The organism is Neptunicoccus cionae (genome assembly GCF_002860325.1).
Lineage (GTDB): Bacteria > Pseudomonadota > Alphaproteobacteria > Rhodobacterales > Rhodobacteraceae > Amylibacter > Amylibacter lutimaris.
On the sequence record NZ_PKOJ01000004.1, the window covers coordinates 81386 to 96607 of the forward strand.

The window sequence follows — 15222 nt, forward strand, 5'->3', positions numbered from 1 at the left end:
ACCAGATAGGAGTCAATCGGATTCCAGGGGACGGGTTTCAGGTTTTTACGAAGGACGCGGCCGCTAGCCGTCCTGACGGAATATCGCGCCTGTTCTGGTGGCGAGGAAAGCTTCCAACGGAATGTCTTCCTGCTTCAGAAAACCGCTTTGGGGCAACGCTCCGTCGCGCACCATTTCAATCACAGCCACAACCGAACAGGTTGTGGTCCATGCGATCGCGGTGCGGGTCGAACCGGCCAGCTCTCGGGGTTTGTATGCGCGCACAAACTCCTCGCGTGCCAGATCCCCGTCGCGCCACCCTTCAGCGGCGGCGTGTATGTAAACCACATCATCGCGCACCGGCGGTTTGGCATTCACAAGAATTTCGCCCGCTTCCTTACGCCGCTCCCGCATCAGCAGTTCGTGAAAGAAAAAGTTCATCTGCGCCGCATGTCCCGGGTAGCGCATGGTCTTGTAGTCTATATTCGGCACCCGCCCAAGGTAGGTCTCGCACATGGTTCCAAGCCCGCCGGATGTGGTGAAGGCTTCCAGCTCGACCCCGTTGATATAGTGCTTTTCCATCCACTCCATCGCGGACACGGATTTGATTTCGCCATTCTCCAGAACTTCGCAGTCGTTCAGATATTCGTTGACCACCCCTTCGGGCGACCAGTTAAAGGAATATCCCATCAACCCCGTCGGATTTTGCGGCAGCGCTCCGACCCGCATTTTACAGGACCGGCAGTCATCCAGTCGCGAGATTAAGTCGGCCCCGACAATCCCGATGAACCCCGGCGCCAACCCGCATTGGGGTGCCATCAAACGGTTGGAGGATTTTGACATTTCCAGAATAGCCTTGGTGGTCGGCACATCTTCAGTCAGATCAAAGTAATGGATATTCGCAGTCAGCGCGGCGCGGGCCAGCTTGGCGTTCAGGTTGTAGGGCAGGCAGGACAGAACCGCGTCCACATCGTTGAAGGCCGATTTGATCGCGGCATCATCCTGAACATCCGTGGCACGCACTTCAAACGGCAGGTTGTGTTTTCCTGTTCTCAGATCATGGGCGATGACAGTAAACCCCGCATCGTGAAGCAGTTCTGCCGCCAGAGTGCCGATTTTACCCAATCCTAAAACCGCAATTTTTTTCATTTGTTCTGTCCTTTGAGTCTCGGGCGGGGGTATCCCGCGTGCCTGTATTCCCACCCCAGCGTCAAAGATTGCGATGTTAGACAAAAGATACAAACTTCTGACAAATCGCTAATATAGTGACATAATGTCAAAGCTATACTGAAAGGGCGCGGCATGGATGAAATAGATCAAAGGCTTTTGACCCTTCTGGGCAAAGATGCCCGCACAAGCGCAAGCGATCTTGCTGCGAAGTTGAAGGTGTCACGCGGCACGGTTCAGAACCGGATCGGGCGTATGCAGGATCAGGGGATTATCAAACGCTTCACAGTAGAGCTTGGTAACGGGCAGCAGGATCAACAGATCAGCGCTTTCACCCTGATCCGCGTGGCGGCAGATGATGGAAAACTTGCCATCGCAGCGTTGAAGCGGATCGAAGGGGTGATGGATATTTCCACCCTAAGCGGCGAGTTTGATCTGGTGGTGGAATTGCGCACCGGCTCCCTGCGGGAGCTGGACAGTTTGCTCGACAAAATTCGCGCGATCAAGGATGTGGCCCAAACCCAAAGCCATATTCGCCTGATGACGGTGGCCCGCTAGCTCTGGGTCAGTCCACCCGAAACACTGTGCCGTTGCCCGCATCGCGAATAAGATCAACGGTGGTTCCATTCCAGTGATAGTCCAGATGCCGCCCCTGCACCGGAGGGTCTGCCAGATCTGGGAAAAACAATCCGGCGCAATCGCCTTCACCGCGCACGCTCGGGTAGGCGACACCTTCACCGCCCGCTGCCCGCACCGCTGCGCCGAATCTCTGCGCCGCCTGATAGCTGTCAGGGTTAAGCAGCGCATCTGCCCCCTGCCCGCGCAAGTCGTAAAGTTCGGCGTGTACATCTAAAACCAATTCACGGAATTGGGATGTCCAGCCCGCCGGTTGTGCCGTCGCCGCCATGAACCGCGCGTGGTGGTGGATTGTTTCGTAAACCGCCGTTTCAAAATCGCTCGCAACATAAAGCACACCGCGGCGACCGTCTGAAAACCGGCTGGGACGGTCGGTGCTAGTATGGGTGAAAGGGGCCATCAGATAGCTGGCCCCCTGCCCCCCGACACGACGGTCGGGCGGGATCAGATCGAGATTGCCGATGGTTTCCATCAGGCGGGGATTGGTTTTCTGTTCTGCAGAGATCAACAGCGGCCAGTCCTCGGGGGCGGCGATGTCTTCAAACAGGTCAATCGGGGGATAAACGCTGCGGATGATCCGCACCGCGCCGGTCCAGTCAATCCGGTTCACGGGTACATCCTGCGGCGAAATCACCAGGCGCCGCGCTCTGCATCAAGGTAGCGGCGCACCCGCATCAGGTCTGTCAGCTCCCCCCCCAGCATGACAGAAAGTGCAGATTTTCCGTTGAACGCTGCATTTCCGGCTTTGATCCAGTCATAGCCCCGCTGCGGTTCGCTGAACAGCAGGCGCAGGACTTTGTGGATGCCAAGAAGGTTGGACAGACGCGCCCGCGTGTCCCGGTCCAGACGTCCGGGCTGGCCCGCCTTCCAGCGGCGATAAGTTCGCACCGGAAGGTCCAGCAGGGTCGCGGCTTCGTCATCAATCACGCCCCATTTTTCAAACAGGGTCAGGGTCGCGCGCAACATCGCTGCGGCCTCGGCATCGGTGATTGGGTCGGGCGCAAAATCCTGCGCTTTGGTTTCCAACGGGTGCAACGCCATGGCGGAACTCCTTTATGGCATCATATAGCGCATATGCTGCCATTTGGCAAGGGCCGCTGTTCTAACCCGCCTTCGCCGCCAGCGTTTCTGGCGGACGATAGGCGTCATAGGCCCGCTGTATCGCGATTTGATCCGCCACATACTTTGCATCATGCCAGACCCCCCAGATAAAGGAAGATCCGCGACGGGATTGCCACGGCAAGCCGACAAAATAGACGCCCCGCTCGGGTGAGACACCGCGCTGGTGGATCGGTTTGCCATTGTCGTCAAAGGCGTCAATTTTAAGCCAGCCATAGTCCACCGAAAATCCGGTGGCCCAGATGATCGACGTAATTCCAGCCTCGGCCAGATCCAGTTCCGTGATCGGGTTGGTCAGGCAGTCCGGATCAGGCCAGCATTTACGCTCTTGCAGATCTTCGGGCAGGTCGAGCCCGTGGCGCGTCACATAGGCGTCCGCCTCATCCAGAACCGAAGCGTGGTTGGCATCACCCCGCGCAATATTATCGACGAGATCAGGGGCAAAGTGCAGCTTGCCATTCTCAAACCGTTCTGTGCGCCCGACAAGCTGCATTCCACCCGCGGCGAACCGCCGGAAATCCACGGTTTTGCCGCCCTTGGCCCCGCTGACAGCGATGGTGACATGTTCGGTTCCCGGGCCCGGGGTCTGCATATCCCATTTGCCCAGCACGCCGAGCCACCAGACGAAATCCCGCCCCCGATAGCTGCGCGGCGGGCGGTCGTGCGGCCCGACAGACAGGTAAACCTTGCGCCCCGAGTCCATCAGTTCTTCTGCGATTTGCGCACCGGACGATCCGGCCCCGACCACCATGACAGCTCCTTGCGGCATCTGATTGGGATTGCGGTAATCGTGAGAGTGGATTTGCGTCAGCCCCGCGCTTTGAGGCACCAGTTGCGGGATCAGCGGTTTCTGAAACGGTCCGGTCGCAGCGACGATCCGTTTGGTTTCAATCTCTCCTGCACTGGTCTGGACCAGAAAGGCGGAACCGTCAGCCGTGCGGCGTGCACGATGCACTTCGACGCCACAGCGCACAGGGGCGTTGATCTGCTTGGCATAGTCCACAAAATAATCCGCGACACCTTCTTTGGGCACAAAGGCTTCAGGGTCACAGCCTTCAAAATCGCGGTTCGGGAAGCGGTCGTGCCATGCGGGGCCGTTGGCCACCAGCGAATCCCACCGCCCTGTACGCCAGCGTTCGGCAATGCGGTCCCGCTCCAGAACAATGTGATCCACCCCCAGAGCACCGAGATGTTCGCTCATCGCGATTCCGGCCTGACCGGCACCAACAACCAATGTGTCTGTCTTTTCTACGGGCATTCCGGAATCCTTTGTCCTTTTTGGCAATGAAGGCACCCTAGGGGGCCGGTCGGAAGCTGAAAAACAGTAAATCTCGCAGCATTGCTTAGGCAGAGGCTAAATCGACTCACAACATTGGGTTCAATATGCCGGACCGGATTAGGCAACAGCTAATCGGGGCTGAGGCACTCCGTACTTTTCGCCGCTGGATATTCACATATTGCTGGGGCCATAGTGCGCAGGGGTACGGGTGAACCCGTCCCCGCCCGTCAGTTGCAGAGGATCTCTCATGGCCCACACACGTATTCGCAAATTCAACACCTCGGACACCTACCCAGAACAGAAACTCGACAATGATCTGTGTCAGGCTGTGATCACTCAGGGCGGCAAAACCGTCTGGCTGCGAGGACAATGCCCGCAAAATCTGGACGATGCCAAAAACATCGACAGTCACGATCCGGTCGAACAGACCCATAAGGTAATGCAGAACATCCGCCAGCTTATTCAGGAAGCCGGCGGCGAGATGGAGCATCTGGTCAAAGTGGTTGTCTACATCACAGACGTGCGCCACCGCGAGGCGGTTTACCGCACAATGGGCGAATACATCAAAGGGGTGCATCCGGTGTCGACCGGTCTTGTCGTGCAGGCGCTGGCGCGGCCCGAATGGCTGGTGGAAATCGACGGCACAGCGGTGATACCGGAATGACCTTTTCGCTTGTTGCCCGCTGTCCTGATACCGGCATGTTCGGTGTTGCCATTTCTTCATCCTCTCCGGCCGTTGCGGCGCGGTGTTCTTATGCCCGCTCCGGTGTCGGGGCGGTCGCCACACAGAATGTCACCGACCCGAGCCTCGGCCCCCTTACGCTTGATCTGATGGGGCAAGGGCTTGGCGCGGAAAAGGCAATCGATCAGGTTAAGGCGCGGGGGAAGTTCATCGAATACAGACAAGTGCTCGCCGTGGATTATGAGGGGCGCACGGCCATTCATTCCGGCCCGAACTCTCTTGGCATCTGGACACAGGCAATAACCGAAAATGTTGCCTCCGGGGGCAATCTTTTGGCCAATGACACGGTGCCACAGGCCATCGTGGACGGCTATCTTGCAGCAACGGGCCATATCGGGGACCGTCTGATCGCGGCGATGCGGGCAGGTCTCGCTGCCGGCGGAGAGGCCGGACCAGTTCATTCCGCCGGAATGATGATAGTGGATAAGGTCAGCTGGCCTGTGGCCGATCTGCGCTGCGACTGGACAGAAGATTGCCCGATTGAAAATATCGCCACCGCTTGGGACATCTATAAACCCCAGTTGGACGCTTACGTGCAGCGGGCACTTGATCCGCGCGAGGCCCCGTCCTACGGGGTGCCGGGTGACGATTAAACCGTTAAAGCGGTGTCTTCCCCTCGCAAAATCCTGCCCTTATAACAGGGGAATACCCGCTGCACGCCGCAGCGTTTGAAGACTGGAAACCCCATGCTGAGATTCACCCTGCGCCAGCTTGAATACTTCGTCGCCGTTGGTGAAATGGGAAGTATTGCAATGGCTGCCGAGAAGGTGAATGTGTCCTCACCGTCTATCTCTGCGGCTGTGAACCAGCTTGAAAAAGAGTTCGGCCTGCCCTTGTTTGTGCGCCAGCATGCACAAGGCTTGTCCCTGACGCTGGCTGGGCGCGAGATGATGAAGCAGGCCAAGCTGGTGCTCGACAATGCCGAAAAGCTGGTAGATCTGGCGGCGGATGTGTCGGGCAATGTGCAAGGCCCGCTTTCCATCGGTGTTCTGCTGACCTTTGCGCAAATGGTGGTCCCTGCCCTGCGTGCCAGTTTCGAGGCGTTGTTTCCCGATGTGCGCGTCACCCAGCACGAACTGGATCAGGCGCAGATTTTCAGCAAGTTACGGCGCGGCGAAATCGACATTGCGCTCACTTACGACCTTGATCTGCCGAGCGATCTTAAATTCCAGCCAATCGCCACCCTGCCCCCTTATGCAATCCTGAAGCCTGATCATCCGCTGGCGGTGCGCGCCAGTGTCAGCGTCGAAGATCTGCTGCCCTACCCGATGGTCCTGCTGGACCTGCCGTTCAGTTCGGAATATTTCCTGTCGTTTTTCGGCGCCTCCGGAACCAAGCCGAAAGTGACGGAACGTACAAGGGACATGGCGGTAATGCGGAGCCTCGTAGCCAACGGTTTCGGCTTCTCCATCGCCAACGTGCGCCCGCTGAACGATCTGTCACCGGATGGCAAACCCTTGTGTTTTGTTCCGCTCAACGGCGAAGCCCGTCCGATGCAACTCGGGCTATTGGCTTCAAAAGATGCGGACAGTGCCAGTGTGATCCGCGCCTTCATACAGCACTGCCTGACCGAATACCGCGACGGTCGCCTGCCCGGTCTGAACGTCACTTCCAAAGACGCTATGAAAGCAGATTAGGCGCGGCCTAAGCAGCGGTTTTGCAAGCCAGACTGTTGCCCGCTTCTCGCCAAGGCTAATCTGCGCGCAATTGCAGCCTAAGGAGGTGCCCGTGCGCGATCCCCGTTATGATATTCTGTTTGAGCCGATGGATATCGGCCCCGTAACATCCAAGAACCGCTTTTATCAGGTGCCCCATTGTAACGGCGGCGGCTATCGCGATCCGTCGGCAGCGGCAGCGATGCGCGGGATCAAATCCCAAGGCGGCTGGGGCGTGGTCTTTACCGAACAATGCGAGATGCACCACACATCGGAAATTACCCCCTTTATCGAGTTGCGCCTTTGGGAAGACAAGGACATTCCCCAGTTGCGCAAAATGTCGGAAAAGATGAAGGAACACGGCGCGCTTGCGGGCATCCAACTGGCTTATTCCGGTATCAACGGTCCGAACCTTTACAGTAAGGAAGTGCCGCTTGCGGTGTCGGCCATGCCGATCCGCACCTTTACTAATGATCCGGTACAGGCCCGCGCGCTCGACAAATCAGACATACGCGACCTGCGGCGCTGGTTTGTGAATGCGGCGAAACGCTCCAAAGACGCGGGCTTTGATCTGATCTGCCTTTACGGGGCGCACGGCTTTGGCATCTTTCAGCACTTTCTGAGCCGTGCCACCAACCAGCGCTCTGATGAATACGGCGGCAGCCTTGAAAACCGAGCGCGTTTCGTGAACGAGGTGATCTCGGATATGCGCGATGCGGTGGGCGATACGATGGGGATCACCCTGCGGGTCAGTCTGGATGAAACCATCGGGGATCTCGGCTTTTCCAACGCCGAAGTGCGCGACTTTATCGAGATGAACCGTGATCTGCCAGACCTTTGGGATCTGGCACAAGGCACGTGGGAGGATTGCTCCGGCCCGTCCCGTTTCAAGGAGGAGGCCGCGCAGGAACAACTGGTGCGGGGGATACATGATCTGACCGACAAACCGATCGTCGGGGTCGGACGGTTCACATCGCCAGATGTTATGGCCAAGACGATCCGAAGCGGCACACTGGATTTTATCGGCTGCGCTCGCCCGTCCATTGCCGACCCGTTCCTGCCCAAAAAGATCGAAGAAGGCCGGATTGAGGACATCCGCGAATGTATCGGCTGCAATATCTGCATCACCGGCGACATGACCATGTCTATCAGCCGTTGCACACAGAACCCGACCTTTATGGAGGAATGGCGCAAAGGCTGGCATCCCGAACAGATGAACGCCAAAGGGGGCAGCAGTTCCGTATTGGTCGTAGGCTCTGGTCCCGCAGGACTGGAAGCGACCCGCGCTTTGGCGGAGAGGGGGTATGATGTGGCGCTGGCCGAAGCCAAAACGGTTCTGGGCGGTCGCGTTGCCCGCGAACGCCAGCTTCCGGGCCTGAGTGCTTGGGGTCGTGTGGTGGATTACCGCGAATACCAGATCAGCCAGAAACCGAATGTGGAAACCTATTTTGACAGTCCACTGGATGCCGAAGGTATTCTGGAGTTCGGCTTTGAAAACATCTGTGTAGCAACCGGTGCCAAGTGGCGGGAAGACGGTGTCAGCCGCCAGCATGTTGTACCAATGCCTATCAACGGGGACATGCCGGTCTATACGCCCGATCACATCATGGACGGGAAAATTCCTTCGGGGAAAGTCGTGATCTATGATGATGATCACTACTACATGGGCGGCGTTCTGGCCGAACTCTTGGTCAACGCGGGTTGTGACGTTACGATTATAACTCCTTCGGCCTATCTGTCGGACTGGACGGTAAACACGCTGGAACAGCATGCGATCCACAAGAAGCTGGCGGGGATGGGTGTTAACGTCGTACTAAACCGCGGTGTCATCCGGATTGAAGCGGATCATGTGGTGTCCGACTGCGTCTACACTGGCACTGAGCAAAATTTTGACTGCGGGTCTGTGGTCATGGTGGCCAGCAAGCTGGAAAATAACGAACTTTACCACGCCTTGAAAGCACGGGAATCCGAATGGGCAGATGCGGGGATCAAATCGGTTGAACTGATCGGGGATGCCAATGCCCCCGGCCCGATTGCATGGGCCACATATGCCGGTCACCGCTATGCACGGGAACTGGACGGAGAGGACATCGGAGATGCCCTTCCGTTCCGCCGGGAGATCACCGAACTGGCTATCGGCTGAGAACTCTTACGGCGGGGGGTATTTTACCTCCTGCCGATTTGCCAGCGGCGCGAATCCGGTCCATTTCCGCTTTTCAAAAGTGTTAAAATACAGGCAGTTGCATGCAATTTCCGCTTATAATTCTCGCATTAGGATTTCCCTAATATCAACTGAGGGAGACAATTCTTACCAAGGTTCGAAGGCTCTCTTACTGTCCTGTCCAACACCACCGCCACCGGGGAGCGCCTGTGTCTTTAGAACAACCCAACGCCATTGAAGTCCGCAACGCTGTAAAGCGGTATGGCGATTTCACCGCGTTAAAAACCATTTCTCTGTCGATCAAGGACAATGAATTTTTCACACTGCTTGGCCCGTCGGGCTGTGGCAAGACAACTCTGTTGCGGATGATCGCCGGATTTGAGGATGTGACCGAAGGGGCAATCTTTCTTTACGGTGAGGAAATCGAAGGCCTGCCGCCCCACAAACGCCCTGTAAATACTGTCTTTCAAAACTACGCGCTGTTCCCTCATAAAACCGTGCTCGACAATGTGGCATTCGGGCTGCAAATGCGTGGCAATTCCAAAGCGGATGCCCGAAAGCGTGCGGGCGAAATGCTGGAACTGGTGCAGCTTTCCCAATTTGCAGGACGCAAACCCTCGCAGCTTTCGGGCGGACAGCAACAAAGGGTTGCACTGGCCCGCGCGCTGGCCCCGCAGCCAAAGGTTCTGCTGCTGGACGAACCTCTCTCTGCGCTCGACCTGAAGCTGCGCAAGGCCATGCAACTGGAACTGAAGCATCTGCAACGGGAAACCGGCATTACCTTTATTTTTGTGACTCACGATCAGGAAGAAGCCCTGACCATGTCAGACCGGATTGCTGTCATGTCATCGGGCGAATTGCAGCAATTGGGGGATGCGCGGGATATCTATGAAAGGCCGTGCAACATGTTCGTGGCCGATTTCATCGGCGAAACCAACCTTCTGGACGTTTCTGTTGACCGGATAGAAAGCGGGCAGGCCATCTGTCATCTGGGCGGAGGGCACGCTCTGACCTGCCCGTCTGTTGAAGAGGTCTCCGCCGGTTCCAAAGTGCATCTGTCCGTCCGACCGGAGCGATTGTTCCTGACAGCAACACCGGATGCCGGGAATGCACTGAAAGCTAGCGTACGCGAAAACATTTTTGTCGGCACGGACATCACGACGCTGGTCGATCTGGCAGGCGGCCCCGAAATCATCATCCGCACTTCAAATTCCGAACGGGGAAACCAGCGCATTTTTGATCCGGGTACACCGGTTTATGTGAACATGGAGCATGGGGCCGCTCGGCTTCTGGTGGACTGATGGCAGGCGGAGCAACTTCGGGCGGCAACGCCGTCACAGACACATACAAAGAGGCCCGCAACTGGCTGTTGCTGCCTGCCTGGGTCACGCTTGGCATTCTGGTGCTGGCACCGGTCCTGTTGATGCTGGTCTATTCCTTTCTGACGAAAGAATTCAGGGGCGGTGTGATCTGGGAATTTTCCCTTGCGGCCTATGACCAGTTTTTCTTTGACCGCGGCCTGTTCGGGGATGATCCCGCAAAAATCGAATGGACCTATATTGCGATCTTCTGGCGCTCGATCTGGCAGGCCGGTGCGGCAACTATTCTCAGCCTCGTCATTGGTTTTCCAACTGCTTATTTCATTGCGACCCGTCCCGAAAAACAACGGGTGATCTGGGTCTTTCTTATTACGATCCCGTATTGGGTGAACCTGCTGATCCGCACGGTATCCATGCGCTTCCTGTTGCGCGACGAAGGGCCGTTGAATTCCTTTCTGATGACGACAGGTCTGGTGGATGCCCCTATTCATATGATCAACACCAATTTCGCGGTTCAGGTCGGGCTGTTCTATTCCTACCTGCCGTTCATGGTGCTGCCGATCTATGCCGCAGTGGAACGCTATAACTTTACGCTGAGCGAAGCAGCCGCAGACCTATATGCCAACAAGTGGATCACCCTGCGTCACATCCTTCTGCCCGCCGTAAAACCCGGGGTAGTGGCAGGGTGTATCCTTGTATTTGTGCCCTCGCTTGGATCGTTTCTGGCGCCCGACCTGCTGGGCGGCGCGAAAAACTTCATGATCGGATCCCTGATCGAAGAGCAGTTCAAAGGCAACGCGGGGAACTGGCCCTTTGGCGCGGCGGCATCGATGATCCTACTGACGATGGTGCTGATCATTCTGGTAATCTACGCACGGGCGCAGGCCCGCAGCGACAAAGAGGCGGGCTGATCCATGACCCATAAAAGGTATGATATTAAATCCTACCCCGGCTTTTTGCAGATCACACTGCTGTGCCTTTTCGTACTCTACGCACCCTTAATTGTAGTGGCGATATACAGTCTAAACGCTTCGGCTTCGATTGCGGTCTGGGAAGGGTTTTCGTTCCGCTGGTACGTTGATGTCTTTACAGGGCCCGAAAGCGCAAAGTTCAAAACCGCCGCGCGAAACAGTTTTGTTATTGCGATCATTGCGGCAACGCTTGCAACAGCCATCGCAACGCTTGCCGCGACAGCGATGGTGCGTGGCGGGAAATTCCGGCTGCGGGCGTGGTCTTTCGGGCTGATTTCCCTGCCCCTTATGGTGCCCGAAATTGTCACCGCCGTAGCCACATTGATCTTCTTTAATTCCATCGGCTTCGATCGGGGATTGCTGACGATCCTGCTGGCCCATATCGCATTTTGCATTCCCTTCGCCTATTTGCCGATTTCCGCACGGATGCAGGGGATCGAGGACAGTTATGAACAGGCCGCGCAAGACCTTTACGCCACGAAACGGCAGGCCTTTACCAAGATCCTGCTGCCCTTGATGCTGCCGGGTATTATTTCCGGTTTTCTACTGGCTTTTATCATTTCCCTTGATGATTTCATCATCACCAACTTCGTCAAAGGGGCCGGAGTGGAAACCCTGCCCACCGCGATTTTCGGGGCGGTCAAGCAGGGCATCAAACCGAATATCATGGCCATTTCAACCATGCTTCTGGGCTTTTCCGTCCTGATGGTTCTGATTTCCTACCTCGTAAGCCGAACAGACAAAACTTCCTAACCAACACCAACAGTGGAGACAAAAAATGAAAAAACTACTTACAACCACCGCCGCTGCCACGGCGCTTTTGATGGGCGCTACAGGCGCGCAGGCAGAGGGCAAACTGGCCATCTATCACTGGTTTGAATACATTCCACAGGATTTGCTCGACAAGTTCAGCAAGGAACACGACGTGGAAGTCATCATGGACACTTACGACTCCAACGAGGCCATGCTTGCCACGCTGAAAGCGGGCGCCATTGGCACATATGACGTCGCGGTTCCAACCGATTACATGGTCTCTATCCTGATCGGAGAAGGGCTGGCAGATGAAATCGCGTCCGGTGAACTCTCAAACATTGGCAACGTTAAGGCTGCCTTTACCGATCCCGCTTATGACCCCGGCTTGAAACACTCCATCCCTTATCAGGGCGGCACAACCAGCTTTTCCGTAGATACGGCAGAATACACCGGGGATATTGATTCCACCGACATCATCTTCAATCCCCCCGAGGAACTGCACGGCAAAATCAACGTTCTGGACAGTCAGGGCGAGGTTCTGGCACTGGCGGCGGTCCATATGGGTATTCCCCAGTGTTCGACCGATCGCGATCAGCTCAAGGCGCTGAACGACATGCTGCAAGCAGCCAAACCCCATTGGGCCTCTTTCAACTCTGATACAGCGAAAGAGGTTCTTGCCGCCGGTGATGTTGTGGCTGGCATGATCTTCAACGGCTACGCCGCCAAAGCCCGCGAGACCCGCGAAACGTTGAAATACGCCTACCCGAAACAGGGCTGGGTGAACTGGATGGACAGTGTTGTCCTGCTGAAAGATGCGCCTAACCGCGAAAATGCGCTAAAGTTCATGGACTTCCTGCTTGAGCCGGAAAACATCGCGCAGGTTACAAACTTTGCCCGCTATACCGATGTGGTCGAAGGCACTGCAGAGTTCATTGATCCGGAACTGGCATCCATGCACGAAAGCAACCCGCCAGCCGGTATTGAAGGTGTTTTTGTAGAGGCCTGCGACGCGGAAACTCAGGCGGTTTACGATAAGATCTGGACCAACCTGAAGAAGTAAATCACAGTTGAAGCGCGGGTTGTCACAGTCATGGCCCGCGCTTTTTTCATTTGCGAAGGACAAGCAATGGAAACCATATTCACGGAAAAACACAGGTTGCGGGACGCCAAAACAGAATTGTTTGGCGGCGAACTTGTGCAACCCCACGAACGGCCGAGCCGCGCTGAATATGTGATCAACCGGGTTCGGGACGTTGCACTCGGACCGGTCAGCGATCCGCAGGATTTCGGGCTGGACCCGATCCTTGCCATCCACAAACCGGATTTTGTCGAATTTCTGCAAACCGCATGGAACCGCTGGTCCGAGGCAGGTTTCAAAGGGGAGGCGATGCCCACAACATGGGTCGGGCGCCGGATGTCGGACAAGCGGCCCAATTTCATTGAAGGTCAGATCGGCTATTACGCACTGGCAGGCGAAACCAGCCTGACGGACGGCACATGGGAGGCAGCCTATGCCAGTGCGCAAGTCGCGCTGACGGGGGCTGACCGGATCAACAAGGGCGCGGGAAGTGTCTTTTCGCTCTGCCGTCCACCGGGGCATCACGCAACTGCGGACATGTATGGCGGCTATTGTTTTTTGAACAATGCTGCGATTGCGGCCCAGTACTATCTGGATACAGGCGCCAAGCGGGTCGCAATACTGGATGTGGATTTCCACCACGGCAACGGAACACAGGATATCTTTTACACACGCGATGACGTGCTTTTTGTATCGTTGCACGGTGATCCACTGGAAACCTTCCCTTATCATCTCGGCCACGCTGACGAGACCGGAGAAGGCAAAGGTGACGGTTATAACGTTAACTATCCGATGCCTCCCGCCACCCCCTTCGAGATATGGCAATCTGCGCTATCAAAAGGGTTGGACCGGATCGCAGACTATGGGCCCGATGTTCTGATTGATTCGCTTGGCGTGGACACGTTTGAGAATGATCCGATCAGCTTCTTCAAGCTTAAAAGCGGGGATTTCACCACGATGGGCGCAGACATTGCCCGTGCAGGATTGCCAACCCATTTTATTATGGAAGGCGGTTATGATGTGGAAGAAATCGGTGTGAACGCAGTAAACGTGTTGCAGGGTTTCATTTCAGAGCAAGGAAAATAGGGTCATGCGCATCGGGGTCTGGCAAGATGAAACACCATCAGGCGGCGTGGGTGCCGCACGGAAAATTATTGCAGCAGCCCTTGGAGAGGCAAAAGCAGACGGCGTGGATATCCTTGTTTTTCCCGAGTGCTTCCTGACCGGATACTACCGCGACGCCGCAGAAGTCTCCCCTTGCGCGGCGGCCGTCACCCCCGATGAAATAACCGCCCTGCAAGCCTTATGCGATGACACCGGCATTGCATTCGTGCTGGGCAGCTACCTTCCGACCGCCGCTGGTACCGAAAACGTGGCACTGGTCTTCCGGCCCGCCACCCGAGAGCCGCTGATTTATCGCAAGCGCGCCCTGTTCGGAGAATGGGAGAAAACGGTCTTTCAAGCCGGTTCCGCTCCCCTGCTGTTTGATTATAAAGACACCCGTTTCGCCGTTCTTATCTGTTTTGATGTTGAATTCCCCGAACTGGTCCGCGAAGCCGCCCAAGCGGGGGCGCAGGCGGTTTTGGTGCCAACCGCGCTCATGGCGCCGGAGCATTGGGTGCCAGACATCATTGTCCCTGCCCGCGCGATCGAGAACAAACTGACAGTGGCCTATGCCAACCGGATCGGGGACGAGGGGCATTTTACCTATATCGGGAAAAGCCAGATATCGGGCACGGACGTAAAGAACCGCGTGGTCCACAGCACGACGGCATCCGGACTGATCAGCGCCGAATTGGCGTCTGACCCGAAGGCCATGGATTACATCCGCGAAATAAACTCCCAAGGCCTGCCCCGTGTAGGGGGCGCAACCGAAGATCTACAGCCAAGCTAAAGTTGCAGCGATCAGGACAAGATAGCGTCCCGCCTTGGCAAGGGTGACCAGCAGAAGGAACGGCAGGAACCGTTCACGCATCACGCCGGCCACCAGTGTTAGCGGATCACCGACAACCGGAAGCCAGCTTCCTAACAGGGACCAGCGCCCGTAACGGTGGTACCAGGCCTGCGCGCGCGCAAGCTGCTGTTCATTTGCAGGGAACCACCGCTTGTGCTGGAAAGACAGCAGGAACCGACCTAAAAACCAGTTGATGACCGCGCCCAAAACATTTCCGCCGGTTGCCACAAGGAACAGGACCGACACCGGATAGTCCTGCGTCAACAACAACCCGACCAGCACAGCTTCGGATTGAAGGGGGAGAATTGTTGCAGCAATCAGAGCAGCACCGAACAGACCGAGATAGGCAATCATTCAGGTGATCCGAACGGGGTAGTTCCAAATTTCAACACGTAAGCCCTTGATTGCG

General features: G+C 56.5%; 16 protein-coding genes. 11 read left to right on the forward strand and 5 right to left on the reverse strand.

Going from position 1 to position 15222, the window contains the following annotated elements; translation table 11 throughout:
* Positions 1-63: 63 nt before the first annotated feature.
* Positions 64-1128: a saccharopine dehydrogenase family protein gene (locus tag C0U40_RS11075; protein ID WP_101655853.1), complete on the reverse strand. Its 1065-nt coding sequence runs from the start codon at positions 1126-1128 to the stop codon at positions 64-66.
* A gap of 153 nt (positions 1129-1281) precedes the next feature.
* Between C0U40_RS11075 and C0U40_RS11080 the strand changes: the two genes are divergently transcribed.
* Entirely contained in the window at positions 1282-1704 is a 423-nt protein-coding gene (locus C0U40_RS11080) for an Lrp/AsnC family transcriptional regulator (RefSeq protein ID WP_101655854.1), read from the forward strand.
* A 7-nt stretch (positions 1705-1711) separates the two neighbouring features.
* Here the strand turns inward: C0U40_RS11080 and C0U40_RS11085 are convergent, their stop codons facing one another.
* The 3 genes from C0U40_RS11085 to C0U40_RS11095 all read right to left on the reverse strand — a co-directional run bounded on the left by C0U40_RS11085 (position 1712) and on the right by C0U40_RS11095 (position 4159).
* A complete protein-coding gene (locus C0U40_RS11085; protein ID WP_286134916.1) occupies positions 1712-2392 on the reverse strand; it encodes an RES family NAD+ phosphorylase in 681 nt (226 codons plus the stop codon).
* A 20-nt stretch (positions 2393-2412) separates the two neighbouring features.
* Positions 2413-2823 carry an MbcA/ParS/Xre antitoxin family protein gene (locus tag C0U40_RS11090; protein ID WP_101655856.1) on the reverse strand — a complete coding sequence of 137 codons (411 nt, stop codon included), beginning with the start codon at positions 2821-2823 and terminating at the stop codon, positions 2413-2415.
* Positions 2824-2884: 61 nt separating this feature from the next.
* Positions 2885-4159: a flavin-containing monooxygenase gene (locus tag C0U40_RS11095; protein ID WP_101655857.1), complete on the reverse strand. Its 1275-nt coding sequence runs from the start codon at positions 4157-4159 to the stop codon at positions 2885-2887.
* A gap of 268 nt (positions 4160-4427) precedes the next feature.
* Here C0U40_RS11095 and C0U40_RS11100 point away from each other — a divergent pair, with 268 nt between their 5' ends.
* The 10 genes from C0U40_RS11100 (at position 4428) to C0U40_RS11145 (ending at position 14753) form a co-directional block, all read left to right on the forward strand.
* Entirely contained in the window at positions 4428-4844 is a 417-nt protein-coding gene (locus C0U40_RS11100; protein WP_101655858.1) for a RidA family protein, read from the forward strand.
* The gene (locus C0U40_RS11105; RefSeq protein WP_101655859.1) at positions 4841-5515 is read left to right on the forward strand and encodes a DUF1028 domain-containing protein; all 675 of its coding nucleotides are present in this window, start codon (positions 4841-4843) and stop codon (positions 5513-5515) included. Before C0U40_RS11100 ends, C0U40_RS11105 begins: the two co-directional genes overlap by 4 nt.
* A gap of 93 nt (positions 5516-5608) precedes the next feature.
* Positions 5609-6559, forward strand: coding sequence for a LysR family transcriptional regulator (locus C0U40_RS11110; protein WP_101655860.1), 951 nt, complete (start codon positions 5609-5611; stop codon positions 6557-6559).
* Between the two features lie 91 nt (positions 6560-6650).
* Entirely contained in the window at positions 6651-8720 is a 2070-nt protein-coding gene (locus tag C0U40_RS11115) for an NAD(P)-binding protein (RefSeq protein ID WP_101655861.1), read from the forward strand.
* A gap of 227 nt (positions 8721-8947) precedes the next feature.
* Complete coding sequence (locus C0U40_RS11120) at positions 8948-10039, forward strand: ABC transporter ATP-binding protein (protein WP_101655862.1); 1092 nt, start codon at positions 8948-8950, stop codon at positions 10037-10039.
* Complete coding sequence (locus C0U40_RS11125; protein WP_101655863.1) at positions 10039-10968, forward strand: ABC transporter permease; 930 nt, start codon at positions 10039-10041, stop codon at positions 10966-10968. The genes C0U40_RS11120 and C0U40_RS11125 overlap by 1 nt, the downstream gene beginning before the upstream one ends.
* A gap of 3 nt (positions 10969-10971) precedes the next feature.
* Entirely contained in the window at positions 10972-11781 is an 810-nt protein-coding gene (locus tag C0U40_RS11130; RefSeq protein WP_101655864.1) for an ABC transporter permease, read from the forward strand.
* 25 nt (positions 11782-11806) lie between these two features.
* Positions 11807-12841, forward strand: coding sequence for an extracellular solute-binding protein (locus C0U40_RS11135; RefSeq protein ID WP_101655865.1), 1035 nt, complete (start codon positions 11807-11809; stop codon positions 12839-12841).
* A 66-nt stretch (positions 12842-12907) separates the two neighbouring features.
* Positions 12908-13945: a histone deacetylase family protein gene (locus C0U40_RS11140; protein ID WP_101655866.1), complete on the forward strand. Its 1038-nt coding sequence runs from the start codon at positions 12908-12910 to the stop codon at positions 13943-13945.
* A gap of 4 nt (positions 13946-13949) precedes the next feature.
* The gene (locus C0U40_RS11145; protein WP_101655867.1) at positions 13950-14753 is read left to right on the forward strand and encodes a nitrilase-related carbon-nitrogen hydrolase; all 804 of its coding nucleotides are present in this window, start codon (positions 13950-13952) and stop codon (positions 14751-14753) included.
* Here C0U40_RS11145 and C0U40_RS11150 read toward each other — a convergent pair.
* Positions 14739-15167, reverse strand: a complete 429-nt coding sequence (locus tag C0U40_RS11150) for a YqaA family protein (protein ID WP_101655868.1) — start codon at positions 15165-15167, stop codon at positions 14739-14741. The genes C0U40_RS11145 and C0U40_RS11150 overlap by 15 nt on opposite strands.
* Positions 15168-15222 lie beyond the last annotated feature (55 nt).

What these genes read in the sequence shown, in the direction of transcription:
- C0U40_RS11090 (WP_101655856.1), bottom strand. Translation starts at nt 2,823, where the DNA reads ATGGCGTTGCACCCGTTGGAAACCAAAGCGCAGGATTTTGCGCCCGAC.
- C0U40_RS11080 (WP_101655854.1), top strand. Translation starts at nt 1,282, where the DNA reads ATGGATGAAATAGATCAAAGGCTTTTGACCCTTCTGGGCAAAGATGCC.
- C0U40_RS11075 (WP_101655853.1), bottom strand. Translation starts at nt 1,128, where the DNA reads ATGAAAAAAATTGCGGTTTTAGGATTGGGTAAAATCGGCACTCTGGCG.
- C0U40_RS11110 (WP_101655860.1), top strand. Translation starts at nt 5,609, where the DNA reads ATGCTGAGATTCACCCTGCGCCAGCTTGAATACTTCGTCGCCGTTGGT.
- C0U40_RS11100 (WP_101655858.1), top strand. Translation starts at nt 4,428, where the DNA reads ATGGCCCACACACGTATTCGCAAATTCAACACCTCGGACACCTACCCA.
- C0U40_RS11135 (WP_101655865.1), top strand. Translation starts at nt 11,807, where the DNA reads ATGAAAAAACTACTTACAACCACCGCCGCTGCCACGGCGCTTTTGATG.
- C0U40_RS11145 (WP_101655867.1), top strand. Translation starts at nt 13,950, where the DNA reads ATGCGCATCGGGGTCTGGCAAGATGAAACACCATCAGGCGGCGTGGGT.
- C0U40_RS11150 (WP_101655868.1), bottom strand. Translation starts at nt 15,167, where the DNA reads ATGATTGCCTATCTCGGTCTGTTCGGTGCTGCTCTGATTGCTGCAACA.
- C0U40_RS11140 (WP_101655866.1), top strand. Translation starts at nt 12,908, where the DNA reads ATGGAAACCATATTCACGGAAAAACACAGGTTGCGGGACGCCAAAACA.
- C0U40_RS11095 (WP_101655857.1), bottom strand. Translation starts at nt 4,159, where the DNA reads ATGCCCGTAGAAAAGACAGACACATTGGTTGTTGGTGCCGGTCAGGCC.
- C0U40_RS11125 (WP_101655863.1), top strand. Translation starts at nt 10,039, where the DNA reads ATGGCAGGCGGAGCAACTTCGGGCGGCAACGCCGTCACAGACACATAC.
- C0U40_RS11130 (WP_101655864.1), top strand. Translation starts at nt 10,972, where the DNA reads ATGACCCATAAAAGGTATGATATTAAATCCTACCCCGGCTTTTTGCAG.
- C0U40_RS11105 (WP_101655859.1), top strand. Translation starts at nt 4,841, where the DNA reads ATGACCTTTTCGCTTGTTGCCCGCTGTCCTGATACCGGCATGTTCGGT.